The organism is Vibrio sp. 99K-1, assembly GCF_013114585.1.
Lineage (GTDB): Bacteria > Pseudomonadota > Gammaproteobacteria > Enterobacterales > Vibrionaceae > Vibrio > Vibrio chagasii_B.
The window spans coordinates 100,775-126,603 of sequence record NZ_VTXF01000016.1 but is presented as its reverse complement, the minus strand read 5'-3'; the positions used below and the strand labels follow the sequence as shown (position 1 = coordinate 126,603).

Below are 25,829 nucleotides of genomic sequence, written 5' to 3'. Positions count from 1 at the left end.
GGAGTCTCGCTGTGCCGTAAGAGATTCCAGACACCTCGTTCCTCGGTTCTAGAATGACAAGAGAAATAACGTGAATGTTGTATTCGTCATTCCCTACAGTGAGGGACGAACGTGATAGGGAATCTCTTTATACGGTATAATTCTAATAGACCATATTTAGCGTAATTCGATACTCATGAACTGGCTGTAAGGGTCTAATTCGTAATCCGCAAAGGGTTCACAGTAACCAAAGCCAAACTTCTCGTATAAGTTACGCGCAGGCTTGAAGTATTCCTCAGAACCCGTTTCCAAGCTGATTCTTTGATATTGGCGCGAAGAAGCTGTGTCTAGAACATGCTGCAAGAGTTTGCTCGCCACTCCTGTATTGCGAGCAAACTGAGAGGTTCGCATCGATTTAAGCTCGGCATGTTGGGAATCCAACTCTTTAATAGCAACACAACCCAATAATTGACTGTCTTTCCATGCACTGAAAAATGTAATCTCTGGTGATTTCAACGCGTCAACATCGAGTGCATGAACACTCTCTGGTGGCGACGTCGCATACATATCAGCTAAGTGCTCTTCCAGCAACTCAATCACCTCTCCGCCTGACAAGTCATCAATTATTATTTTCATAAGCCTTTAATTATCCTTAATAAAATTTTAATCCGTTTTCCATTCAGTAAAATTACGCTAGTGTCGTTACATGATGAATATCATACTTTGCAAGCAGAGTCTCGCTGCATTTATCACGCCTTTCAGTGAAATACCCAAGTTCATGCAAAGCACCATTTTACGGTAAGAGATTAATTGATCAGACCGATATGAATATCCAACTAGACTTAACGACAGCCTTACCTTGCCAGAACTTCGATTCTGTCCAGGGTTACATTACTCTACAAGATCAAAAAGTTATCGATGTTGACGACAACATCGCGACACTATTTGGCTACAAAACTCGCGAACAACTCTTGGAGAATGTCGATTTCGTCTATGCCTTAATACCCGATAGCTACCATGGCACAGTGCGTGAACGCTACGTTTCTGCAATCAAAGGTCAGCTTCAAAAAGGTAAAGTCTATAAAGATATCCCTATTAATGGACGCCGACTCTCTTTGTTTAGCCTTGCGCACATGATTAAACTCAACAACCGCCCTGCTCTCCGCGTCATGCTTGTCGATATTACGGCAGTTGTCGCATCTGAGCGTAAGCTCCAAGAAAAAGACCACATGTACCGGACGCTACTGAAAAGCTCGAAACAAGGTGTGCTCATTCATCAAAACTTCAAACCTTTGATGGTCAATCAGGCATGGGTTGAAATGCAGGGTGCTAAATCTATTGAGCAAGTCCTTGCTATGAATTCGGTCATCTCTATTATTCCACCCGACAATCGTATCAACGCTCTAAAGCGTAGCCAGAATATTATGGCCGGTCACACGCCGAGTTTTAGTTCAGTGGTCGAAAACCGTTGCCTTGATGGAAGTAAAAAATACTTCAATATTTACGACAACATCATCTACTGGGAAGGTGAAAAAGCGATTCAAGTGGTGGTCGAAGATGTCACTAGTAAAGTCGCACTAGAAAAGGAGTTAATTCATCGCGCACTTCACGATGACCTTACGCAGGTATTAACTCGTCAGGCGGTTTATGACTGGCTAAAAAAACCGACTAACAATCAAGCTAATATGTCTTGCTTGCTACTCGATATTGACGACTTCAAGAATGTGAACGACCAATTTGGACATAGCGTCGGTGACACCGTCATTCGCACACTCGCAACCATCATCAAGAAACATGTCAAAGCTCTAAATGGTGTTGTTGGCCGTTGGGGTGGTGAAGAATTTATTGTCTTCTTTCCGAAGTCTCAGACAAACCATGCCACTGCATTGTCCACGGCAGAATCCCAGGCAACAATTGTCGGTGAGCGTATTTGTGAAGAGTTTCGAAGCCATCAATTCATCGGTTTTAACCGAAAATCATTTAGCACAAGTGTCAGTATCGGTGTCACCGACAGCTGTATAATACGAACAAGTAACTCGCTCAATAACTTGATTCGTGTAACAGATGATGCCCTCTATCAGGCTAAATCGAATGGTAAAAATAGAGTGTCGGTCAACACGGAATGTGAATGCGCAGAATGTGAGTAATGAAAGAATTGCTAAGCATCAATAAAGGTTTATTAACTCGATAAATCAATCAAAGATTTTCTTGTTATTTTCAAGTTCTAGTTTACTATGCGCCACCCCAATTTTTTCAGCAAATGCTGCAGGCAAACATGTCCGCCAACGCGCTCTATACCGACCTATCCGGTTACTATGATTTAATGTGTGTTGATATTGACTACCAAGCGCAAAGTCACTGCGTTCGTAGGCTACATCAGATTTTTGGAAATGAAGGAAGAACTCACCTAGACCTTGGTTGTGGCACTGGCCCACACGTTCGTCACTTTATTGATTATGGCTATCAAAGCAATGGACTTGACCTAAACCAGCCCATGTTAGATATCGCTCAAATACGCTGCCCCGAGGCCAACTTTTCAGTACAGAACATGAGTAATTTCGAGATATCAGAACCGTTCGACCTCATCACTTGTTTCTTATATTCGATCCACTACAACGATGGTATCGAGAAGTTAAAAGAGTGCATTGCCAGCGTTCATAAAGCGCTAAAACAAGGCGGTGTGTTCTGTTTCAATGTGGTCGACAAAAATAAGATCTGTAATGATCTGTTTGTTCGCCATACCACAAACCAAGAGCAGGATGATTTTACCTTCCGATCGGGTTGGTATTACTCTGGCGAGGGCGACAAGCAGGCTTTGAAGCTTAGCATCGAGAAAACCACTGCTGGTGAGACTCAGATATGGAACGATGAACACCCAATGGTTGCGTTCTCATTTAAAGAGTTAATCGAAATTTTGAAACCCTACTTTGAGGTTCACATCTTCGAGCATGACTATGACAAGCTTTTACCTTGGGACACGCTTTCAGGTAATGCACTCATTGCGTGTGTGAAAAGCTGAGTAAATTCGGAACCTATGTCCGCTCTACTGCGAGCACTAAAATAAAAAGACCCCACACAACGTTAAGTCATGTGGGATCTTTTTCATATGTATTAACTTATCGGATCAAACGGTGATTGATTAGAAGTCAGCCGTCATACCTACGTAGTAAGTACGTGGTTCTTCGACGTAACCCATATTCTCAAGCTCTTGAGATACCGCTTCGTCCGTCAAGTTAGTGATACCTGCACGAATACGAACAGAATCATTCACGTTGTAAACCGTACCAATATTCAATGTTGTGTAAGCATCCTGAGTTAGATCCGTTTCGATATTACGTTCGCCACGGTAGCGCGCGCTAATAAACGTGTTTAGATCGTAAGTAGGGCTCCAGTTTAGCTTAACCAAACCAGAATGCTTGTAACGCTCTAACAGCTCTTCACCCGTTGATTTGTCTTCTGTGTCTAGGAAAGTGTAGTTACCAGAAATACCCCACTCGTCCGTGATTTGGAATTGACCCGTAAGCTCTGCACCTTGGACTACTGCTTCTGAAACATTAGTATAAGTACGTTTACCGTTTACATAACCTGTTGAGCTTGAACTATCTGCACACCCTTTACCCGCTTCAAATACTCCACCGTTCTCACAGTAGGTATCATCACGATCAATTAGGTCATTGATTTCATTTCGGAACAATGCACCTTCGACATTCCAACGAGGTTGGCTATAGATAGCAGCGATCTCGTAGTTCAAACTGGTTTCAGGCTTAAGGTCTTCGTTACCATGTAAATCACAAACACCTTTACAACTGCTCACTGTGTAATCCGCTTGGTTTTGTGTTAAAGATGGCGCCTTAAATGCTTTACCAACACCACCTTTGATAATTAAGTCATTCGTTGTTTGGTGAACCAAGTACACTCGCGGGCTAAATTCTTCACCGTATAGCTCGTGTTTATCTAGACGACCACCGATTGTTGCTGTTAGTTGCTCCGTCATTAACCATTGGTCTTGAATAAACAATGCACCTTGGTAAGCCTCGGATGTCCCGTTAACTAGGTTTTCTCTGTTTGTTAACTCACTTAACTGGTAATCCATACCAAATGTAACGGTATGACTATCACCTAGATAGGTTGTTGCTGAAGCTTCTACAATTTGCGTCAATTCTTCAACATCACTGCTGTAGTTATTTCCTAAATCAGCTGCGTCACTATCAGTTACGTTTTCACGCGAGTAACGCACTTGTGTATCACCCCAGCTCCAAAAACCGCTGTGTGTTATCGCTTGGCTGTTACGAAGAACTTTACTATCAATTGGATTTGCACCTGTAGCATATTCAGCCAATCCATCACGTTGGTCGTCGCTGTAACCTAAGTCTAAATCGATGGTTTGATTATCAGTTGCATGCCAAGTTAACGTACCTAATAGGCTTAACGTATCGCGGCCTTCTAGTGCAGTCACATCTTCTCTATCATGACCCGAAGAGTGAATACCAGAATATGGCTGCCATGCATCACGGCTCGTTTGGTTAATAGAGAAACGAGCAAACAACTCATCTTCAATCAAAGCACCAGAGGTCGTTAGACCTACAGACTGCTCCTGCCCACCATTACCATCCATTGGTGACGAGGTATCCATACTTAATGTCGAACTCCACTCATTGACAGGGGCTTTAGTAATAATGTTGATGGTACCGCCCATACCGTCAGAGCCGTATAGTGCCGACATTGGGCCACGGATGATTTCAACACGTTCGATAGATTCAGTAGGAATTGTAGAAAGATCGAAATCGTTGCCACGGATAATGGCACTTGCTGAACTTAAACGTCTTCCGTTTACCATGATAAGCGTGTAATCAGAATCCATACCACGAATAGAGATCATCTGGCGGCCAGCACGCGTGCTATCAAAATCAGACTCAACACTCGTTGATTCAGCAACGATGTCTGCCAAGGTAATACCTGGGCTATCTTCGATATCTTGAGCAGTAATTACAGACATAGAAGCTGGTGCTTGTTTCAACGCCATCTCTGTACGAGTAGCGGTAACTACCATTTGCTCATCTGTATCCTTCACTTCTTCTTGCGCCAATAGGTTTGGCGAAAGTGAAGTACAAATAACAGCGACTGCGATCGATAAAGGCTTACGAGTAAAAAGGGATCTCTCAGACATGATATTCATTCTTATATGTAATTGGTAATGATAATGGTTTGCATTAAACAGTCAGTTACCATTGTTATCAACGAAAGTTTCATACCAAAAATTCATTCTCGTTATTCACATTTCAAATAAGAGAAAAGAACCATATTCATTTCAATCTAATACTTAAAATCCCATTCATGATACTCATGATTTAGGCGTATAAGTCTTTGAATAGCTGGCGTACCCAACGGCACATAGGGTCATTGTGGAAGCGTTTATGCCAATATAAGTAAACATCTTCTGACGGACTTCTGATCGCTTTCGGCACGCGTTTACAAATTAAGTCACGTTGTTTGGCAGCTTGTGTGGCAAAAGGGGTTGGTAGGTGAAAGATGATGTCAGTCGTCTCTGCAATATCCGCAGCGATATTGAAGTTAGACAGCTGCACTGGGATTGAAAGTTGGCGCTGCTTATCAATCAGCCCAAGATCTTTGAATCGATTTTCAATAGAGAGCTTCTTATCACCTTGTAGCGAGATCTGACCTAGCTGGCTGTTAAGCAAGTCATCGACCGTGATCTCTTTGTCAGCCAATGGATGGTCTTTGCTCATCAACAAGCGGTAGTCACGGCTTATCACGAACATTCGATACAAGTTTTGCTCTGAACTTAAAGGCTCATGGGTCGACAATACAAAATGTGCATCCCCCGACAACAAAGGTTCGAAATGACGTTTCGGAATAGAATCGACATCGACAACCATATTTGGTGCTTGCTTGCGAATCTCGGAAACGACCTTAGGCAACAGATGAGAAACCTGAGGAACCAAACCGAAGAAACGAACAGTACTGTCACTCGTTTGTGGTTCGAACACATCGCCATGAACCAACTTCTCTAAGCGTGTCAGCACAGAATTGAGATCTTGCTTAATCGCTTCTGCTTTTGGTGTTAGCTCATAGCCGTAAGCCGCTCTTACTAACAGGTCATCGTTAAACACTGTACGTAGCTTTTGCAGCGAACGACTCACGGTAGGCTGGCTCATATCAAGTGCTAAAGCAGTATTGGATACATGCTTTTCTTCAAGAAGGTGTTTAAGGATAACTAAGAGGTTAAGGTCGACTTGCGCTAGATTCATTATTTAAATATTAACAAACTTGAAAATTCAGTGAGCGCATAGTGCAGTTTTCAGACATGTAATACAATTGATAATCACTCTTATTTTGATCTAAAGCAAAGTCTTTTGCCACCCTAGCCGCTATGTATATCGCCGACAAAAGTTGTGACATTAATAAGACCGAGGTCATGATTCGATTTGGATTAACGAATAAAAAAAGAGAGGCACAATAGCCTCTCTTTGGTCGTTTATTTTATATTGCTAGCGTTAAGCTATAAGACTAAAGCTTTGTCCAAGCATCTTGCCAGTATTGGCTATCTCCTGGAGCATAAGATGCGCTTGCACACCACGCTGTGTATGGCCAAGGCTTACATTCGTATAAGCCATCGTCACTGCCGACTACAATATCGCCCGCTTCGTAGTTCGTTCCGGCTTCATACGGAGGGTAATCACCTGGAGGTGGCGTTGTACCGCCCTCTTCTTTGATAGCGAATGAGTTATCGACCATCACCATTTCGCCGTCTGTTGCTTTACCAACGACTTCAAGCTTGTATTGGCCTTCGGCTACATCGTACAGATCCATTGTTATTGCACGACTGTCAGTTAGGTTAACTTTGGTCTGCTCTACTACAGTACCTGCGCTGTTAATCACCATAGCTGTTACATCTAACGCTTCGTTTGATGTCAGTGTGAATTGTAAACGTACATTGCCGTTATCTAGTACGTATTCCGACTGAAGGCCAGTTACGTTCAGTTCTGGGTCACCACCTGGATCAGGATTTCCACCACATGAGCTGTCTGAAACCTTTCTCCAAACGCCCCACTCACCTGTCGTTCCTGGCTCTTCACCACGGGTATACCAGCCAGCTCCCCAAGTCGCGCCGTCGTGTGATACTTGGTCACCTTCAACATAAACAGTGTCGGCATCCCATGCAGCAGCACAGTTAGAACCATCAGTCACTGACACTTTACGCTCAGCAGTGACGGTTTGATGAGCACTGTCTGTCACACTGTATACAAGCGTGTAGTTGCCCATTTCATTCACATCGACACTACCAGTGTGTGTAATAGAACTTGTTAGGTCACCATCTTCAGCATCGTTTGCAGTCACACCAGCCATCGGATCAAATGCGCTACCTAACATGACAGTAGTATCAGACACGCCATCGAATACAGGTTTTTGGCTGTAAACTTCGACCGTTCTTGCTTTGGTTGTTTCATTGTTATCGCTGTCTTTCACGCGGTAGGTTAGAACATAAGTACCGATAACACTGGTTTCAACGTAACCTTCAACATCAATTGATGAAGTTAAATCACCATCTTCTTTATCTGTTGCTGTCACGCCTTCCATTGGATCAAATACAGTGCCGTGAAGAACACGCGTATTCTCAATACCTTTCAATACAGGCTCACCTTCTACCGGTGGTGGTGTCACTTGACCGTGAACAAAAGGACCGTAGTCTTTGATGAATTGTTCGTTGTACGCTTGACCGGCTTTGTTAGTACCCATATCCCAGTTGATAGACCAAGTCATCACGCCACGTAAAGGCTGACCTTGCGCCGTTAGGCTATCGAATGCGTCGTACAAATCTTGTGGCTCTTGCACAAAACCAGTAGCTGCAGCATCGATACTTGAAGGGATACCAAACACTAACTTGTCGTGCGGGATCTTATGGAAACCGCGTGTACCGTTGATTAGTGAGTCAGAGATGTAGTAGATGAATTCTTCTTTTAATGCATCGTTGTTTTGTGCGATCCAACCTACGCCTTCAACCCAGATACCGTCACCACCTTGGTTGTAAAACTGCGGGTTGATCCAATCGTAGTAACCTTCCAAGTTATCGATGTAAGGGACATATTTACCACCCGTCGTTAGATACGGGAACTCTGGCGCCATAGTAATAAGGAAGTTTTTGCCTTCAGCACGGTAGTGATCTTTCACTAGCTTAAGGGCGTCTGGAATCACGGTTTGGTTGTTTGCTGCGGTTACTGCTGCTTGTTCTAGGTCAATATCTAGACCATCAAAACCATAGCGCTCCGTAAGACGGATAATCTCATCAGCAAAGGCTCTTTCATCACCTGTTTCAAGCTCTACGTGTGCATCTGCACCACCCAAAGCTATTAGCACAGAGCGACCTTGCTTGTTGAGTTCTGAAATTTGGTCAATAAATTGTTCTTCTGAAAGCCCAACAGTAGGGTCCAGTTTAAAAGTTGGAATTCGACCATCCGCCACGTCATACACTTTCATGAATGAGACATTCACAATGTTGTACATCGGGTTCACTTCATCCAGCGTTACACATGGCGCATTACCACCTTGGTAACCACCACCATCACACCAGTTATGCCAATAACCAACGACGACACCTGAATCTGGATTCGTCATGTCAGATCCATTTGCATAAACCGCGCCCGACATGGCCGCCATACCGACTGATACTGCTAATTGTAGAGCTTTACGTTTTAACATTAGTCCCACTTCCTTACTTAACAGCTGTGCCAATCACAACCGAACCAATTCATTTTAATCATGAATATTTATAGAGAAGTAATGGAATTTATAGGAAAAAACGACCTTTGATTTAACTTGTGATTTTAAGTCACAGATTGAATATTAGAATCAATATGACTTTGACTTTTCATTCAATTTATAATGCTAAATTAGAGGTTTTTTCAATGAAATTGATTGATATTATGAATACATAAAACACAGTTAATTCACAATCAAAATTAAGATATATTAGGTAAAGTTAATTTAATGAGCCAATTCGAATAAAGGCTCTAAAAGCACTGATATTAAAGACATTTAAGTTTGCGAGTGATATCACTAAAAAATCAAAATCGTTCAGCTTTCGTGTATTTAAAAAGTACACATCGGATTGGAACACTAGACTTAATTCTTTATTCTGAGATAAAAAATCAAACATTACTCACCAAGCTAATCACCAGAAGATGAATAATATCGCTCCATAAGCGCAATAAAATTCATCTTGTCCACTTCCTTAAGCTGATTAATTCCAGCAGCTGCCTTTCTTCCACCTCCCGTATCGAAACTAGAACAAACTTCATCGGCTCCAGTCCTATTTGATAAAGGTGCTCGTAAACTCACTGTATAAGACAAGCCATCAGGATTTTTCGTTAATACGGCTTGAGCGCGATCAGGATCTTGGTTAACGATTTCATTTCCAAATACACCACTAATTCGTCTTGCCCAAGTCTCGGCTGGCAGTTCAAACACTCTTGCAACGTTACTCTCGTATATTGGGTTTAAGCCAGATAGCTCTTGGTAGTCACTCTTATAGGCATCGCGAAGTTCATAAAACACGGAACTTACATCAGATAACAGAGCAAACGGATTTGGGTATTGGTAAAGGCGTTGATAAAGTTCAACAGGCGTAAAATGCAAATCGCTCAATGACGCACCATATCCGTTGTAATTTACCAAAGTTCCGAGCTCCTCTAAAAAGTCGATTTGTGGTTGGTCAAAACCAGTTGCTAACGCAAGTCGAGTCGCCACTGCTTTTAAGTTGTCACCAAATGCCGCCGCTATTGCCCATGCCACATACGCACCCTTTAGCTTTTGGTTTATTAACAAGCTGGTACAACATTCCGGTGTAGTGTTTATTAAGGTTTCGAGGTAATGAGACTTCGGTATTTCTCCCGTACGATGATGATCGCAGTAGAAGACGTTGATCTCACTATCAAGCAGCGAACGTAACTCGCTTAAGTTCTTCTCCATTGAAACATCTAAAATAGTCACCGATGTAATATCGCTTTGGGGATCCTGCTCCGCGAGTTGAACAAGCACTTGCGAGACTAGCTTAATATCACGCTTAACACCGGTGACAAGTGTGCTCTCTTTTGGCTCATGCAAGCGCAATTGCAATAATGCGATAATGCCATCTGCATCCCCATTGAATACGTCGTAGTGCATTTTGTTCCTCTTCCCGTGAGATTCAACCATTCACAATAACGATATTTGTTCGGACTGTATCGTGAAGGTATGAGTAAGCTTAATAGATAACAAATATTTTAACCTTATTTCATAGATACTTAAGTCCATTTTGGAATGCCTTATTCTGATAAACTTCTAGCGAAACAAAAGTTAACGTAAATCACCGCCCATTTGACTTATTGTATGACATATATCACAGCAAGTTGTGAGCAAAAGATTATAAAATAAGCATCTCCCACTTGATGATATAGAGACGAATGAACACTACTACCACTCTTGTTTATGACACTTTAAAAAGCCTTGCTGCCCACGCTCCTGAGCAGCATGCCGAGATTCGCCAGCGTTTATATGAGCAGTTGAGCCTGCCATTTAATAAGCAGCTCTCGTTATACGCTAATGTGCTTGGGCCTATCAGTTCAGGGAAATTAGCCGGATGCGACAACATTGATAAAGCGGTTGAACTTGCACTTGACGTGCTAGAAGGTCGAAGCAAATAACCTCCACGGAATCCCGTATTATCAATCATTAAGCTCAAACGACCCAGCTCCTCCCGCCACGGGTCGTTCTTCACACTGTAATGATCTCTAATGGTCATACTAATTCACAGTATAATTCATACACATCACTCACATAGTCAGTTAGAAGCATCATCCATTAAACGCCAGACACAAAAAAAGCGCAGATGATCTGCGCCTTTGGTATTGGTTTTTCCTGAGGTACTTACGACGTCTTGAACTGCGCTACAGCTTGGTCCATATCATTCGCTTGCTCTGCGACTTTATCGACTTCAATCAAACAGTGTTGAGCTGATACATTGTTATCATTAGAGATGGTGTTCAGCTCTGTAATGGAATCACTCACTTGTGCCATTACAGCACCCTGCTCTTCAATTGCTGACGCGATACGTTCAGAGTTACCTTGAATGCTCTGCATGTCACTTAAGATAAGCTGCAGGCTAGCATCCAGCTCTTCTGAATCTTTAAGCGTTAGCTGGCCTTGCTGGTTACACTCGCCAATTTCAGTCATCGATGCCTGCATCTGGCTTTGAATCGCACTTACTACCGAGGTTATCTCTGTCGTCGACTGATGTGTTCTGCTTGCTAGTGCGCGTACTTCATCTGCTACCACTGCGAAGCCACGCCCTTGCTCACCGGCACGTGCTGCTTCAATTGCAGCGTTCAACGCTAGTAGGTTAGTTTGTTCAGCAATGCCTTGGATAATGTTGACTGCATCACCGATTTGATCAACATGATGGTTCAGTGAGCTGATTGAATCTTGGCTGCTTGATAGACGTTCAGACAACTGAGTAATGTTGTTGATGGTATCGACCACCACTTCACGCCCCTTGTCTGCGTTCACTTTCGCTTGATGCACGCCTTCTGCAGCAACTGAAGTACTTTCTGAAATTTCACCAATCGTTAATACCATCTCTTGAACGGATGTTGTCATGGTTGAGGTGTGGTTGGCTTGAACTTCAAACTGTTTGATTACTGACTCAAGCTCATCATGCATATTAGAGGTACTTTGAGTAAGTTGTAGAGACTTAGATTGAGAGGCAGAAATCAAGCCTTCAAGCTGATCAAGCAATTGGTTGAAGTATTGACCTAAGGTGCTCAACTCATCTTTACCATCAAGGTGTGAACGTATTGACACATCGTTGGAATCGACAATATTGCGGATCACCGAAAGCAATGACTCAATTTTACCAATAATAGAGCGAACGATTAACCAGCTGAACAAAATGATCGACACAAGCAATGTGACGCAAAGGATGTTGTTGATCAGCGATAGTTTGTCCATCTCCTTTTGAGTTTCTTGGTCGAGCACTGCTGAAAACTCTTTAAACTGAGTCTCAATCACATGTGAACCAGAGCGTGCTTCCCCAAGAAGGCCCTCATTGTGCTTAAGTCCAATAACTTTCTTCTGTTCAACCACTTGCTTTGCTGTCTCTAACAAGGCACTCGAGCTTAAAGAAAGCATGCTCGGATCAAAGGTACCCTTTTCAATCAGTTCATTAAAAAGGTAAAGCTCTACTTTTTGCTCAGCGCTCGCTGTTGCACTCATGCTATCTAGCACTTCATGAAACTGTCCCAAAAGACCTTTGTCTCTCGTGAGTCCATAGACTTCCGTTGCTTTTACCAGTTCAACGAAACTCGTATGGTACGTCTCGATGTCTTCACGTAAGTGTGTGCTGTTTACCAAACCTAGATCATTCAGAACCACATTGAGCTGTGACTCTGAAGCCAAAAACTTGTTGTAGTTCACGTCGAACTTATCTAGGTATTTCATATCATTTCGCAACAAGAAGTCTTTCTCGTTACGGCGCAGGTTAAGCAGGCGAACTTCGAGTTCTTTGGTGATTTGTTTAGCTTCGCTCATTTGAGCAGTCGTATCTGCGAATTGTGAAGTGGTGAACAGCAATGAAACCATGCCGAAAATGGAAAACATTCCCAATGAATAGAGCTTTTTCTTTATATCCATAGATGTGACTCGTCTTTACTAAATTTAGGTATCTAAGGCTGGGCGTCTGACTGTTTTATCTCGCCCATGCTATTTCGTTATTTTTATCTTTTTACCAATAATGGGCGCTTTACAGGGGCTGTTTTGCCCCTATATTTCGCCATTGCACATTCATTGAAAATGCAAATAGGAAAACCCATTAAAGTTAAAATTATCAATAACACAAATTAGTACGATGTACATTAGCAAGATTATAAAATTGGGATACAAAGGTTTCTCATGTTTGATACAAACGTTAAAAACATCTCTGACACCTTTTAAATAAAGGGATTTGGAGATTTTCTCACCGCCCCTTTTGTTTAGATCACTTCCAAGTGATAAGTGCTTCATTTAAATAAATAAGTCACTAATCAATGAGCGTCGTAACCGCTCGCCAAAAAGCAATAAGCCGACATCACTGTCGGCTTTGTAAGTTCATCTTGTGACACACAAATTCGCACGCCCTTGGATGCGAGCGAATAACCTGCAACGTGTTAAAAAGCTTTCACCATTTGAGTTAAGCACTTCAATAGCACAGCTTTATCTTGTTCTTCTATGCCTTGGGTTAGCTCATTGACGAGGTTTAGGTGAAGTTGGTTATGGTGAACGTGGATCTTTTGCCCTTCACCAGTCAAAGCAACCACAATTGCTCGTCGATCAGTTGGGTGCTCATGACGTTCAATCAACTCTGCTTTTACCAGCTTCTCAATTTGAACAGTGAGTGTGCCTGTTGTGATACCAAGCTTTTCAGCAAGCTCTTTCATTCGCAACGCGCCATGCATGCCCAACACTTCAATCGTATGGACCTGTGCGAGCGAGTAACCCGTTTCTTTAACAACGGATTGCTCCCACGAAGACATTTTGTCGTAGAACTCAGTCAATATTTGGTTAAGCTGTTCTATGTTTTGCATGGCCGTTTGAGTGCACTTCAAGAGTAAGATGATTTATCTTATCAAACTTGGCGAGCATTTGTTTATAATCAGAAACGGATTTGTCACTGATTGATTCAAGAGTAATCGCCGCTGAATAGTGATGCCCGCTCACCTTCCACATGTGAAAATCTGTCACGGAAGCATAAGGCGATAACGTTTCGATCACCGAATCACGGTATTCCTGGTGGATATTTTCATCGAGTAAGATTGGGCTCGTCTGTTTCATAAGGTTCATAGTCCACTTAGCAATAACCAGCGCGCCGACCATCCCCATCACTGCATCTAACCAGTTCCAACCATAAAACTTACCAAACAGCAGCGCGACAATCGCTAGTAACGACGTTAACGTATCCGCCAAAACGTGCATGTATGCAGCGCGTAGATTGTGATCATAATGGTGGCCGGTGTGACTATGATGATGCGTATCTTCCTGGTTATGTGAGTGACCATGTGAATGCCCGTGAGCGTGCCCATGATCATGGTCGTGATGGTGGTCCCCCAGCAAAAACATGCTGACAACATTCACCACAAGACCAATACAAGCCACAATAATCGCTTCATTAAATTGAATGGTTTGAGGGTTGAACAAGCGATGTATCGATTCCACCAGCATCAAAAGAGCCACAATACCCAAAGCAATCGCACTGGTGTAGCCCCCTAATACACTCACTTTACCTGTACCAAAAGAGAAACGAGCACTATCGGCATGTTTTCTTGCGTAACGATAAGCAAACAAAGTGATGCCAAACGCTGCTGCGTGTGTGCCCATGTGCCAACCATCTGCAAGCAATGCCATCGAACCATAAACCGTACCTGCAACGATTTCGATAAACATAGTCGTGACTGTCAGTAGCAGGACATAAAAAGTGCGCTTTTCACCTTGGCTGTTATGTGAAGAGAAGTTGTGGTGGTGATGGGTTGTAAAGCTCAAAATGGTGTCCTTAGTCTTATGCTCAAAGTTGATGTCACTGAACAGTCAAACTACTTTGACGAACAAGTAGTTTGACTATCAAATCAATATCGCTAAATTTAGTTTGACAATCAAACATTGTCAATGCGGTATTTCCTGTGACGTAAACGGCAGCGACAAAAAAGCCCACATGGAGTGGGCTTGGATTCTTCTATAGAAAGGTATGCGAGCTATCTTGATAAGCTAATCAACGTTTGTTTGTAGCAATGTAATCTCATCATTCACCCATCCCAAAAGTTGCTTTGTGGCTTTCGATAAGACTTGGTTCTGCCTTACGATATAACCAAGGCTGGTGCTAGAAAAGTTGATTAATGGCGTAACCTTGGACTTAAGGTGTTGCTTAGTTGAGATCGCAAACTCAGGAATGATAGCGACACCAAACCCCGCCTCCGCCCAGTCAATTTGAGCGTCGACGCTCCCTACTTCCATGACTCTGTGATTGGGTAGATTCAAACTGGGTAAACCTTCATCGATGAAGTCACGCGTTCTCGTATCATGACCTAGTAGGATCAAGGTCAGTTCAGAATCGACTTCATCATTCTGAGTATCATTATCCTTTGAATTGTCAGAATTTTGAGGATCCAAACCATCTCCTAGTGCACACCATGATAACTCTTGGAGCTTGGTAAAATAGAGCGACTCGTTATGCTGCTCTTTCGCAATCACAAAGCCAAGGTCAGCCTTAGCGTTCTTCACCAAACTCGATGCTTGAGATGAAGTGGTATTGAGCAATGTGAGGTCGATTCCCGGGTATTGCGCTTTAAATTTCTGGAAAGGACGAATCAATAAAAATCGAGAGATAATGTCACTAACCGCAATGGTTAACGTGCCAATTTTGAGGTCATTAATCGCATTGAGATCAGCCTGACATACCTGCAACTCAAGCAAGGTTCTTTGGCTGGTCTCTAAGAGCCTTTCGCCCGCTTGAGTTAGCTGAAATGGGCTTCTTTCTATCAGCTTGATACGTGTTAGCTGTTCAAGTTGTTTTAAATGCAAGCTTACGTTTGGCTGTGTCATATGTAGAGCGTTGGCCGCCTTACCGAAATGTTTGTGTTCGGCTAACGTCACAAACGTGTTCAACAAATTGATATCAAGCATCATCTTCTCTCTTGTGTTACTTCCAATTGTTCGGCACTAAAACGCGTCACTCTCTATTTCACAGTCCCGCGGCTCCGTTATTCCCTACGGTAAGGAACGAACGTAATAAGGGATCACGCTTGTGGTTTGAGATTCCTGATACCTCGTTCCTCGGTTCTGGAATGACGCTAACAAATCGAGTGAACGTTCGGTTCATCACTTCCAAAGCAAAGAACTACAAACGCGCCACTCTCTATTTCACAGTCCCTCTGCTCCGTCACTCCCTACGGTAAGGAACGAACATAATAAGGGATCTCGCTTATGGTTTGAGATTCCTGATACCTCGTTCCTCGGTTCTGGAATGACGCTAACAAATCGAGTGAACGTTCGGTTCATCACTTCCAAAGCAAAGAACCAAAAACGCGTCACTCTCTATATTCACAATCCACCAGTTCCGCCATTCCCTACAGTGAGGAACGTATATGGACTCCCCTAGTATTGCAAGGAAACGAGTAAAGGTACGCAAGTGCACGTATATTCGGTTTCTTTATGGGGAGCTACCCCGAACCTCTATGGCTTAATCCACTCAGCAAAAGTTCTTATCGAGCGTGTGGTGTATTATCACCTTCGTCCCTCTCAGAGTTTCTTTTGCTTGCTATGCTTACTCTTTACCATAATTTACTTGCTTACATGTGGGGATTGATGTCTCCCTTAACCCTATAAATCAACGGTTAAGCGATTAACGTCTCATTATAAGATTGATTGCTCTTCAGCATGGCACAAGCCATTCTGATCGTTTTGTTAGCAAGGGCGACAACCACTTGGTTAAACGACTTTCTTTCTAACAAGTTTCGTATCCAGCAACTTAAGCGATCTTCTTTATCTCGGATATTCGCTACCACCGCTCTTGCTCCATGAACGACAAGAGAGCGTAAGGTTTTATCACCTGATTTACTTATTCCGTGGTTTTTGTTCTTACCACCACTGCCAGTATGAGCCGGAACTAAACCTAAGCTCGCACTAGCCCCTCGACCATTTCTATAGGCCGAAGCGTCACCTAGACGGGAAAAAATGGCACTTGCAATCACCCAACGTACACCTCGTAAAGTGATTAATAACTGACAAGCGGGTATTTGCTTTGCAAAGTCTATAAGTTGCGATTCAACTCTCGCGATAGGCTCATCAAGATTTAGTAGCTGAGCATGTAATTCTCGGAGAACGAATCGAGTTGTCGGTGTTAATTCATTCTCTGCATCTTCGATAACGAAAGGGAGCAGTTCTCGCAGTTTATTGGCTCCTTGTGGGAAGGAAATGCCACATTCCGCTGCATAGCCACGGATCCGTAGACTTGCTGCCGTACGTTGCTTTATATAACTTTGTCTTAAACTCAGCAGCATAGCGATATCTTGCTGCTCCGGTGTTTTTACAGGTACAGCATGAATATCGGAGCGTAAGGAAGCTTCGTAAATCGCGATAGCATCATTAGCATCGTTCTTATTACCACTGCGATACGGCTTCACTTTTTGGGGAGGTATCATTTTGACGGTATGACCACGGCTTTGAAACGTTCGTCCCCAATAATGAGATGCCGAACAGGCCTCTATGCAAATGGTCGCGCCAGGGTGTTGGCTGATGACCGTTAGCATTTTCTTTTTAGACATAGCTTGGTTCAACTTACGCTTGCCATGGCGGTTAAATACCGCGACTTGAAAGACGGATTTGGCTAAATCAATCGAGATTGTGTTAAATTTATTCATGGTATGGGCTCCTGTTTTGGTTCGCACCTGTAACTTTAGCTGACGCTGTCAGTTGAGGTGGGGAGTCCATACCATTGAACGTGATAGGGAATCTCGCTTGTGGTTAAGACTTTAGAGCTATATGGAATCCTTATCAAGATAATAAAGATAATTAATTTCTCTTATCCACGTCGCAGCACTAACATGATTTCTCAATCAGTCAGGAGATAAACTTATGCCATCTATCGTTGTTGTGGGTGCAAACTGGGGTGACGAAGGCAAAGGCCGCATCGTCGATTTTTTAGCAGCTGAAGCATCTGCGAGCATCCGTTTCCAAGGCGGAAACAATGCTGGTCATACCGTGGTTAACGACTTCGGTACATTCAAACTGCACCAACTTCCTAGTGGTATTTTTAACCCTGACTGTACCGCAGTTCTAGGCCCAGGTATGGTGATTAGCCCTGCGGCACTGAGCCAAGAGATTGAAGAAGTTAAAGCGGCAAACATTGACGTGAAACTTGCTATCTCTGATCGCGCAACACTCTGCCTACCATTACATGCACTAGAAGATACGCTTGAAGAAGAACGCTTAGGTGATGCTGCTTACGGTTCGACTCGTCAAGGCATTGCGCCAGCATACGGCGATCGCGTGATGAAGAAAGGCATCCTTGTGGGTTGGCTAAATCAACCAGAGGTTCTAGAGCAGCGCATTCAATTCATGCTTGATTGGAAAATGCCTCAACTCAAGGCGCTTTACCCTAAATGTGACTTTACTCAGACCGCTTCAGAAATGACTGAATGGCTACTTGAAGTTACGAAAGCTTGGCGCCCGTTCATTTGTAACGTGACTGAGCCTCTTAAGGCACTTCAAGCACAACACGCAAACCTACTGTTTGAAGCTCAGCTCGGTGCGGGTCGTGATTTGGTTTACGGTGAATACCCTTGGACAACCTCATCAAATGTAACTGCAGCATACGCAGGTATCGGTAGTGGCTTACCAGCCCTTCGCCCTGAACGTATTATTGCGGTTGCTAAAGCATTCAGTTCTTCTGTAGGTACAGGTACTCTAGTTACGGCGATGGAAGAACAAGACAGCTTCCGCGAAAGCTCAAATGAATACGGTGCTACAACCGGTCGTCCACGTGATATGGGTTACTTCGATGCTGTAGCAACGCGCAACGGTGTTGAACTGCAAGCAGCGACAGAAATCGCTCTAACTAAGATTGATTGCCTGTCTGGTTTGGCCGAGTTAAAGATCTGTACTGCATACGCAGGTGAGCACAGCGAAAACCCAATTTGGCCACAAACGGCTGAGCTAAAGCCAGTTTATGAAGACATGGCGGGTTGGGACGAAGACATCACGGGTTGCCGCACCTTTGAAAGCCTCCCTCAAGCTGCGCAAGATTACGTAACTCGTATCGAAGAGTTGATGGGTGTACCAGTTGTAATGGTATCGGTTGGTCCTGAGCGCGATCAGATGATCATTAGAGCTTAGTTTTAGATAAGTTAAACAAGCAAAAGCCCACATTAGTGGGCTTTTTAGTATCTGCGATTTGCACCTAGAAGCGATAAGATCTACAGCTTATTTTTCTTATTGCGATACATGTTCTCGTCTGATGACTTGATCAAGTTAATGATGTTCAAACTTTGAGAATCAGAAGTTCCACACCCGTAGGAAAACCCTAATGGCACATCATCATCACCGCGAAACCCTTCAATGAACTCATGAAAATCTGTACGAATTTTTCGAACCAATTCACAAGCGTATCCGGGATCTTCTGAGTGAATAACAACAATGAACTCATCACCACCCACTCTCGCCGGTATCGTGTTGTATTTGATGTGGTTTCTTATGCACGAAGCAAAGCCAGAGATATAGTCGTCACCTTTAAAATGCCCATAAGTATCATTGATGTACTTTAAATTATCCAAGTCAAAATAGAGACAAACGATCTCTCCATCATCAATGTTTGCTTTGTTGAACTCATGAAAGAACCCTCTTCGATTGAGCAACATCGTCATGATGTCGAAATGGCTGTTTTTATATAAAATCCGGCTTTCTTCTTTCAAGAGGATTTCAGACCGTAGCAAGGTTGAAATGTTCTCAATCAGGCTTACTTGGCTTTCCGTGTACTGGGTCGAGCTTAAGTCGAACACAAATAAAATAGCAAACACTTCGCCGTCTATGCCACTTACGGGGATGCCAAAAAAGGACTTGTAGTTGTCAGTTTCCCTCTCAGAGTTTGATTCGCCACAAGCACAACCACTCAAATAAACCGTGCGATTCTCTTTATATACATATTCACAAAAGCAACTAATTCGACTCTTATGTAACTCGCATAACTTGGTTGAAGAGCACAAAACGCTCTCAAAACCCAAACAAGTAAAATCGGAGACCGTGATGATCCCCGCATTCGATGCGTCCATGATGTCGCATATGTTGTCCAATATAGATATCCAAGTATCTACATCGATATTGTTTTCCATCCCTTCGGGAGAGAACTTATCAAAAAGCATTAATATTTCTTTAGTTTCAAACGATTAAATGTTGTTGAATATTCATTAGCGTCCGTTATAACAAAAATTCTAAGGGCTCTGAATTTGAGCAGGCTTACCATGACCAAGGACGACAGTAATTAGCGACACCCGGCCGCTAATCCCCTGCTTGACTCTCTATATCGCGCTAGTTAAAAAGCTAAGAGGCATTAATACTCCTAGTTTGTTAATTCAACAGCGTCCTTTGAGGCCCATATTTCCGCACGTCTGTTGTTTGCTCTTCCCTCTACGGTTTCATTAGAGGCGATAGGCTTGCTTTCTCCGAATGAACGAATGACCAAACGATGCTTGTCTAAACCATCTACGATGAGCGCATCCGAAGTCGTCAACGCCCTTTGCATACCAAGAGCTTGGTTGTAGCCTTCATCACCAGTGCTGTCTGTGTGTCCATCGACCGTGACCGAACTGCCACTGGTTTGTAATTCACTAGCGAGCTGGCTCAGTGCTTTGCTTCCCATTGGTGTTAGACTGTGTTGGTCAAAACCAAAGTGGATTCGAGCCAACAATCCGTGGCGCTCTTGGCTGCTGATCCAAGTCTTACATCCGGTTTTATTGATACCTAGACTCGATTGACGAGCTAATGCCTGTTTTAACTCGTTGCTATCGGATTGCTGTTCTATTTGTAGCGCCCCCAACCTGTGCTGCGCGACACCAACAACATCATCAACTCTCACACTGTGTTGATATTCACTGAATGCCGTGTCGCAATAAACGTTTATGCCGTCCTCCGCATTGGCGTGAAGGCAAAATTGCAATGTCGACAGGAGAATGGAACCGATCATTAACTTTTTCATATTTTCCTCTAATACAACTTAGTGATGCCGCTTGTTTTTGAGCCTTTACGGATGAGTTCTTCTATCTTTTCAATCAATTCATCAAGGTTAGATACGTCGATGATGTCTTCATTTGGGTCGATAACACAGTCTTGAAAACCGCTTTGCTGAGAAGCACGGAAGTCGATACCGATGACACCAATATATAAGCCAGGTATCTCCTCTCTTGCTTTGTCACACATGCCTCTATCAACAAGCCCTTTAAGAATGCCGTTATTAGGGCTTTCCTGACCATCACTCAAAATAAGCAACATCTTGATTTTCTTGTTGTATGCTTGCTGTTCTTCGTCATCCGAGCTATTTGGATCGCCATCCTTAAGAATTTGAGAGCCTCTTAAAATCCCTTGAAAAGCGGCGGTACCACCATCTGCCCACATAGAACTAATCGGGTTTAAATCGGACAATTTGTTCGATAATCGAAGGTTTTTAAACTGCGTTGAACTTGAAGAACCATGAGCGTTAAAAAGATCCGTTCCATTCACACCATAGAAGTTGGGTCTCAACCCCGACTTGTCCGTAAACATCGTGGCTACAGACGTCGATAAATCAACATAGTTGTATACGTCAGCAACGTGATAGTTATCTAAATAGATCACATCCTTGATGCGCTTAGCGTACTTTTGATTGTCCGATTTTGGGCTTGGGCAGTAGGACTGCCAATTCGCGCAATTAAGTACCTCATTCTGCGAATACGCACGCCAATAATCCCAATTAACATCATTGTAAGAATAAGGGGACACGTTGGGTTTATAATTGGGTTTATAACTCAACTGACTGGTCGCGTTCGCTCGACCACCTGAGACGATTTCCCTCGTTCTCACGTTAAAAGGCACAAAGCCCACTCGGTTAAGTAGCTTATCTCCGGTGGTGTCTTCCCCAGGTTCATCACACACCTCTTTCCACTCACCATCGACGTACTCTAAGTCAGTCGATGTGCACAGGATCTTGCTAGATATCTGATCGATGGCCGTTTTCAAATCATCAATTTTTTTATGACGACTTGACCCCCACCTATCATCCATCGAGCCGGAAAAGTCTGATACGAACACAATGTCGATGTTGTTATCACCAAGGTAAACGGGGTACTTTCGCGCTAATGAGCGCCCAGCAAGATCTTGCTGCTCATCAAACGAAGGGATAAAACTGCTCGCAAACCAAGAGTCATGAGTGGTCTTTGCATTAACCGTGTATTGGATATATTCAAGAATCCCTGCCCCCTCATCTTCCGCTTGATGAAATCTCTGTGCAGAAAGATTGGTAGACTTAATGTCCCTCACGTAATTCTCGACATATTGAGTTGCTAATCCACGCGCAAGATCAGGCTGATCTTCAATAGTCACCGCTATTGCCGCAGCCTCTGCGGAATCTCTAAGTCGACTGGTCTCTTGCACGTAGCGTGTACCTTCGACTGCCCAAAAGGTCATTCCCATGATAGGAACAAGCAATAAGCCCATCCATACTGCGGCGACACCTTGCTGTCTTTGTAGACTGAGATACTGACGATTGATATGACGTTCATGCTGAATTTTCATTTCATTATCTCCCAGGCATGATAGAAGAAGAGGCAATCTTAACCGTGGTACTCGTGCCATCATTAAAGAACGGCTTGAACCAAGAGCTTTCCTCTTCGCAAAGGCTAACGCGATACAAAGGGTAAACAACGCCCTTATCTACCGGCGCTAGATCCGCATGGTCAATAATTGAATCCGTCTGGCAATTTAAGCTTCTGAACTTACTGCTACTAAACTCAGCGACATTACTGTTGTTCGTTAACGACTCGATCTTGATTGCCACATTGTCTACGGGTGTATTGAGCATTCGACTTGCTACCTTCGTCATGTCTTGTAATTCTGAGTTAGTCACAGACATGTTCTGCCCCGCCAATACATCTGCTTCAAAATAACGCGTGCGTTCTTTAATCACGTTCACCAAAGCAAAGCTGGACCTATCGAGCTTTGCGCGTGCGAGCAGCTGATGGCTTAAATCGGCGCCAAAAAGATAAACGCCCCACAACGCGACAAGGATGAACAGCAACTCAACGGTAAAAGAACCTTGTTGGCGATTTCCATAAAACGCTCCTGGGTTACGGCGCATCATCGTTCCACCCCTCGTGCTCTAAGTTCAAAACCATGGTGCGTGAAATATCTCTATCTGCTGCACCAGCCAATTTAATGATTGGTGTGTAGCGATAAGTCACGGTAATTTCGGCCAGATCGTAATTGAAGTTCAAACCTTGGTCCGAATGCCCTCTGTTCTCAACAAAATCGTCGTAGGTTTTGAAATACTGACCCTTTATCGAGAAGCGTGAGCCATCAATTAAAAAGCTCCATAGATTGTCGTCAGCTTCAATCAAGCTTCGGAACTTGTTCTCGTATTGCTCATTGATCCCTTTACCTTCATAGATCTTGGTATTTCTGATGGTTTCTCTAAGCGAGTATTCGGTCATGTTTACAACGTAGATTTGGTAGCTCGACTCAAAGATCGCAAAGGTTGCGAAGAACAGCACCAGAGCCCCTAAAACAAACTCAATCGCTGTCACCCCTTTCTGCTTATTAAGACGCTTCATCACTCACTCCCAGTTGAGTCAATTCAGCAGCAATCACTTGAATTTCTTGCGCCGAAAAGTCGCCTTTAAGTAGCTTTTGGGCCGAATCAATCTGCTGAGTTTTCATCAATGCTATCGCCAAGTTCGCTTTTACAATCTGATTGGTTGGTTCTTCTTTCAACACTGGCGCTAATGTTTCAATCGCCCGCTGGTACTCACCGTTAGCCATCTGGATCATCGCGATGTTGTTCTTAACCACTACATCGTTATAACCACGTAAGCGTGCCAGATTCAGCTCTTGATATGCTTTCTCATATTGCCCAATTTTTGTGTATGACACGCCGAGTAATACGTGAATTTGACCAGCTCTGTTACCAGCCTCGACAGATGCGATATAAGCAGCTATCGCACTATCCGTGTCATTTTTGGCATCGAATACTTGCCCTTCTAACTGATAAAGGTCTGGGTTTTCGATGCCCTCTTTTTTCAGGTGTTGAGCGTAAAAATCTGCGGATTCGATGTCGCCTTTATAGAAGTACGCCCATGCTAGTTTCTGTTTCACCACTGGATCTTGGGAGCCTTGCTCAAGCTGAGATTTGTAATGGTTAATGAGACCGTCGTAGTTTTTGACCTTCTCCATACTGGTCACCTCGGCAAGCTGGTGGTCTTGATCGGAAGGTGTCGATTGGCACCCGGCTAACAGGCTTAGCGTTAGCAGTATCAGATACATCGTTTTTTTATTCATGCTTCACGCTCCTAGATACTCAATGTCATTTGCATGATGCTCGGTGCGAGAATCAATATTACGATTGGAAACATGATGAAAAGGATCAACGGCACACTCATCTTTGCGGAGAGCTTACCTACCTTTTCTTCAACAGTGAGGATTTGAACTTTACGCATATCTTCAGCAAGGTCACTGAGTGTTTGAGCGACAGAAGTACCGTATTGCAAGTTCTGAATAATCGTCAGAACAAAGCTTCGAACGGCCGGAGTTGGAATACGCTCAGTCAAATCGTTCAATGCCTTCTCTACACCATGTATCTTGGCAGAGTCAGAGGTACGCTTAATTTGGTAACAAAGGTCGGAATCAAACTCGGCCAGCTCTTTACCCAAGTACACTAAAGATGCCTCTATGGTCATGCCGGTTTGTACACATACCGACATCATGTCGAGTAAATAAGGGAGCTGTGCTGAGGTTTTGCTGATCAACATCTTGCGTCTCATTTGCAGCAAGGTATCTGGCACCACTATCACCACAATTAGAGAGACAATCACCACCAGTAATTTGTTGGTCGATGTCATATCTCCCAGCAAGACGAGCCCTGAAATGAGGCCGAGCACCAGTACCTTGGCGGGAAAATAGAACTTCGCCCATTCAGTGTTGTAGTAACCCGCTTCTATTAATTTCTGTTCAAGTTCATGGCGATGCTCCTTGCCAAATCGAACAAAAAATCGATTCACACGAGAAGGTGGTTTAATGGCGTCGCCACCAATATACATAGCGACTTTCTTTTGTCTTTGGTCGGCACGCACCGATTCGACAATCAAAAAGAGCAGCGAAAAAAACAGCACAATAAGTGCAGCCAATATCATCATGCCCGCACACCTCTTACTAATAGCCAAACGATGAATAAGCCGAAAAGCTCACTGCCAAGTACGTAAAACAACACCACACGACCTGATTCGTCATACAGGACATAATTGACATTGTCGGGGTTTACATAATTCAGAATGATCATAAAAACCAAAGGTATAGCGGCAACAATCTTGGCGGAGATCCTCGCTTCCGAAGTCATCGCCATCTTCTTTTTTTCTAACGTTCTGGAATCCACTAGTACACGAATCAATCGAGCTAACACACCTTTGAGCTGCCCGCCGCGCGCAATATTGGCTCTAAGCGTCACGGTGAAGAACAAAAACTCTGGATACGGGTAGTTTTTGCACGATCGCTTAAGCACCACTTCTGGCGATTCACCTAATTTCAATCGGTCGCCCATCAGCTTGAATTCACGCCCGATAGGGTTGTCCATCACTTCACCAACATAACTAATGGCTTGCATCAAACTGTCACCCGCCGTCACGGCACTCATCAGAATGTTCAACGCATCTGGGAATGTATTCTCGAAATCTCGACGCCTTCTGGTCACCAAGAAGCGGTAACCGAAAAAGGAAAAAATCGAAGCCAACACAGGTACCCACCAGGAGTTTGTCATCGAAAGCAAGTCAATCACGATGTACCACGAGGCAATTAAACTCCCCGTAATGTATAACGCGATGTACAAGGTAGAACGCGGCCCCAACACCATCAAGGTTGGTGAAATGGACTCTTTGAACGTGTGCCAGCTCTGTTTACGAACCAATGATTTCACGTTAATAGCGTTAAAGTTTTCAGCTTCCGCTTCTTCAATATTGAAGAATTGATTGACCTTTTTTACCTTTGAGTCCCGAATCAAAAGCAGCACAAAAGCGAATAGGATCAACGAAATCCACAACATG

The 25,829-nt window shown here is 43.5% G+C and carries 22 protein-coding genes; 4 read left to right on the top strand and 18 right to left on the bottom strand.

Going from position 1 to position 25,829, the window contains the following annotated elements:
* Positions 1 to 156 precede the first annotated feature (156 nt).
* On the bottom strand, positions 157 to 615 hold the full coding sequence (locus tag F0228_RS14195) for a GNAT family N-acetyltransferase (protein WP_171762366.1): 459 nt from the start codon (positions 613 to 615) through the stop codon (positions 157 to 159).
* 188 nt (positions 616 to 803) lie between these two features.
* On the opposite strand from F0228_RS14195, the gene F0228_RS14190 reads away from it, so the two are divergent.
* Positions 804 to 2,126 carry a sensor domain-containing diguanylate cyclase gene (locus F0228_RS14190; protein ID WP_171762365.1) on the top strand — a complete coding sequence of 441 codons (1,323 nt, stop codon included), beginning with the start codon at positions 804 to 806 and terminating at the stop codon, positions 2,124 to 2,126.
* 128 nt (positions 2,127 to 2,254) lie between these two features.
* On the top strand, positions 2,255 to 2,998 hold the full coding sequence (locus tag F0228_RS14185; protein WP_171762364.1) for a class I SAM-dependent methyltransferase: 744 nt from the start codon (positions 2,255 to 2,257) through the stop codon (positions 2,996 to 2,998).
* Positions 2,999 to 3,118: 120 nt separating this feature from the next.
* Here F0228_RS14185 and F0228_RS14180 read toward each other — a convergent pair whose 3' ends face one another.
* The 4 genes from F0228_RS14180 to F0228_RS14165 all read right to left on the bottom strand — a co-directional run bounded on the left by F0228_RS14180 (position 3,119) and on the right by F0228_RS14165 (position 10,161).
* Positions 3,119 to 5,146, bottom strand: a complete 2,028-nt coding sequence (locus tag F0228_RS14180) for a TonB-dependent receptor (RefSeq protein WP_171762363.1) — start codon at positions 5,144 to 5,146, stop codon at positions 3,119 to 3,121.
* A gap of 181 nt (positions 5,147 to 5,327) precedes the next feature.
* Positions 5,328 to 6,248, bottom strand: coding sequence for a LysR family transcriptional regulator (locus F0228_RS14175; RefSeq protein WP_061031433.1), 921 nt, complete (start codon positions 6,246 to 6,248; stop codon positions 5,328 to 5,330).
* Positions 6,249 to 6,507: 259 nt separating this feature from the next.
* The gene (locus F0228_RS14170; RefSeq protein WP_171762362.1) at positions 6,508 to 8,697 is read right to left on the bottom strand and encodes an immunoglobulin-like domain-containing protein; all 2,190 of its coding nucleotides are present in this window, start codon (positions 8,695 to 8,697) and stop codon (positions 6,508 to 6,510) included.
* Positions 8,698 to 9,165: 468 nt separating this feature from the next.
* Positions 9,166 to 10,161 carry a DHH family phosphoesterase gene (locus tag F0228_RS14165; RefSeq protein WP_171762361.1) on the bottom strand — a complete coding sequence of 332 codons (996 nt, stop codon included), beginning with the start codon at positions 10,159 to 10,161 and terminating at the stop codon, positions 9,166 to 9,168.
* Positions 10,162 to 10,439: 278 nt separating this feature from the next.
* Between F0228_RS14165 and F0228_RS14160 the strand changes: the two genes are divergently transcribed.
* Complete coding sequence (locus F0228_RS14160; protein WP_008217643.1) at positions 10,440 to 10,679, top strand: PAS factor family protein; 240 nt, start codon at positions 10,440 to 10,442, stop codon at positions 10,677 to 10,679.
* Positions 10,680 to 10,902: 223 nt separating this feature from the next.
* Here the strand turns inward: F0228_RS14160 and F0228_RS14155 are convergent, their stop codons facing one another.
* The 5 genes from F0228_RS14155 to F0228_RS14135 form a co-directional block, all read right to left on the bottom strand.
* A complete protein-coding gene (locus F0228_RS14155; RefSeq protein ID WP_171762370.1) occupies positions 10,903 to 12,612 on the bottom strand; it encodes a methyl-accepting chemotaxis protein in 1,710 nt (569 codons plus the stop codon).
* A gap of 563 nt (positions 12,613 to 13,175) precedes the next feature.
* Positions 13,176 to 13,592: a MarR family transcriptional regulator gene (locus F0228_RS14150; RefSeq protein WP_061031436.1), complete on the bottom strand. Its 417-nt coding sequence runs from the start codon at positions 13,590 to 13,592 to the stop codon at positions 13,176 to 13,178.
* On the bottom strand, positions 13,570 to 14,544 hold the full coding sequence (gene dmeF, locus F0228_RS14145; RefSeq protein ID WP_171762360.1) for a CDF family Co(II)/Ni(II) efflux transporter DmeF: 975 nt from the start codon (positions 14,542 to 14,544) through the stop codon (positions 13,570 to 13,572). Before dmeF ends, F0228_RS14150 begins: the two co-directional genes overlap by 23 nt.
* Positions 14,545 to 14,766: 222 nt before the next feature.
* Positions 14,767 to 15,684: a LysR family transcriptional regulator gene (locus F0228_RS14140; RefSeq protein WP_105057047.1), complete on the bottom strand. Its 918-nt coding sequence runs from the start codon at positions 15,682 to 15,684 to the stop codon at positions 14,767 to 14,769.
* 707 nt (positions 15,685 to 16,391) lie between these two features.
* On the bottom strand, positions 16,392 to 17,417 hold the full coding sequence (locus F0228_RS14135; RefSeq protein WP_171762359.1) for an IS110 family transposase: 1,026 nt from the start codon (positions 17,415 to 17,417) through the stop codon (positions 16,392 to 16,394).
* 214 nt (positions 17,418 to 17,631) lie between these two features.
* On the opposite strand from F0228_RS14135, the gene F0228_RS14130 reads away from it, so the two are divergent.
* Positions 17,632 to 18,891, top strand: coding sequence for an adenylosuccinate synthase (locus F0228_RS14130; RefSeq protein WP_171762358.1), 1,260 nt, complete (start codon positions 17,632 to 17,634; stop codon positions 18,889 to 18,891).
* Between the two features lie 80 nt (positions 18,892 to 18,971).
* Here the strand turns inward: F0228_RS14130 and F0228_RS14125 are convergent, their stop codons facing one another.
* The 8 genes from F0228_RS14125 to F0228_RS14090 form a co-directional block, all read right to left on the bottom strand.
* The gene (locus F0228_RS14125) at positions 18,972 to 19,913 is read right to left on the bottom strand and encodes a sensor domain-containing diguanylate cyclase (protein ID WP_171762357.1); all 942 of its coding nucleotides are present in this window, start codon (positions 19,911 to 19,913) and stop codon (positions 18,972 to 18,974) included.
* Positions 19,914 to 20,110: 197 nt separating this feature from the next.
* Entirely contained in the window at positions 20,111 to 20,746 is a 636-nt protein-coding gene (locus tag F0228_RS14120) for an OmpA family protein (RefSeq protein ID WP_171762356.1), read from the bottom strand.
* Positions 20,747 to 20,754: 8 nt separating this feature from the next.
* A complete protein-coding gene (locus F0228_RS14115; RefSeq protein ID WP_171730636.1) occupies positions 20,755 to 22,317 on the bottom strand; it encodes a TadE/TadG family type IV pilus assembly protein in 1,563 nt (520 codons plus the stop codon).
* 4 nt (positions 22,318 to 22,321) lie between these two features.
* Complete coding sequence (gene tadF, locus F0228_RS14110; RefSeq protein ID WP_171762369.1) at positions 22,322 to 22,879, bottom strand: tight adherence pilus pseudopilin TadF; 558 nt, start codon at positions 22,877 to 22,879, stop codon at positions 22,322 to 22,324.
* Positions 22,869 to 23,351 carry a TadE family protein gene (locus tag F0228_RS14105; RefSeq protein WP_171762355.1) on the bottom strand — a complete coding sequence of 161 codons (483 nt, stop codon included), beginning with the start codon at positions 23,349 to 23,351 and terminating at the stop codon, positions 22,869 to 22,871. Before F0228_RS14105 ends, tadF begins: the two co-directional genes overlap by 11 nt.
* Positions 23,338 to 24,075: a tetratricopeptide repeat protein gene (locus F0228_RS14100; RefSeq protein WP_171762354.1), complete on the bottom strand. Its 738-nt coding sequence runs from the start codon at positions 24,073 to 24,075 to the stop codon at positions 23,338 to 23,340. The genes F0228_RS14105 and F0228_RS14100 overlap by 14 nt, the downstream gene beginning before the upstream one ends.
* A gap of 11 nt (positions 24,076 to 24,086) precedes the next feature.
* Entirely contained in the window at positions 24,087 to 24,929 is an 843-nt protein-coding gene (locus F0228_RS14095; RefSeq protein ID WP_171762353.1) for a type II secretion system F family protein, read from the bottom strand.
* Complete coding sequence (locus tag F0228_RS14090; RefSeq protein WP_105057037.1) at positions 24,926 to 25,828, bottom strand: type II secretion system F family protein; 903 nt, start codon at positions 25,826 to 25,828, stop codon at positions 24,926 to 24,928. The genes F0228_RS14095 and F0228_RS14090 overlap by 4 nt, the downstream gene beginning before the upstream one ends.
* Position 25,829: the final 1 nt, after the last annotated feature.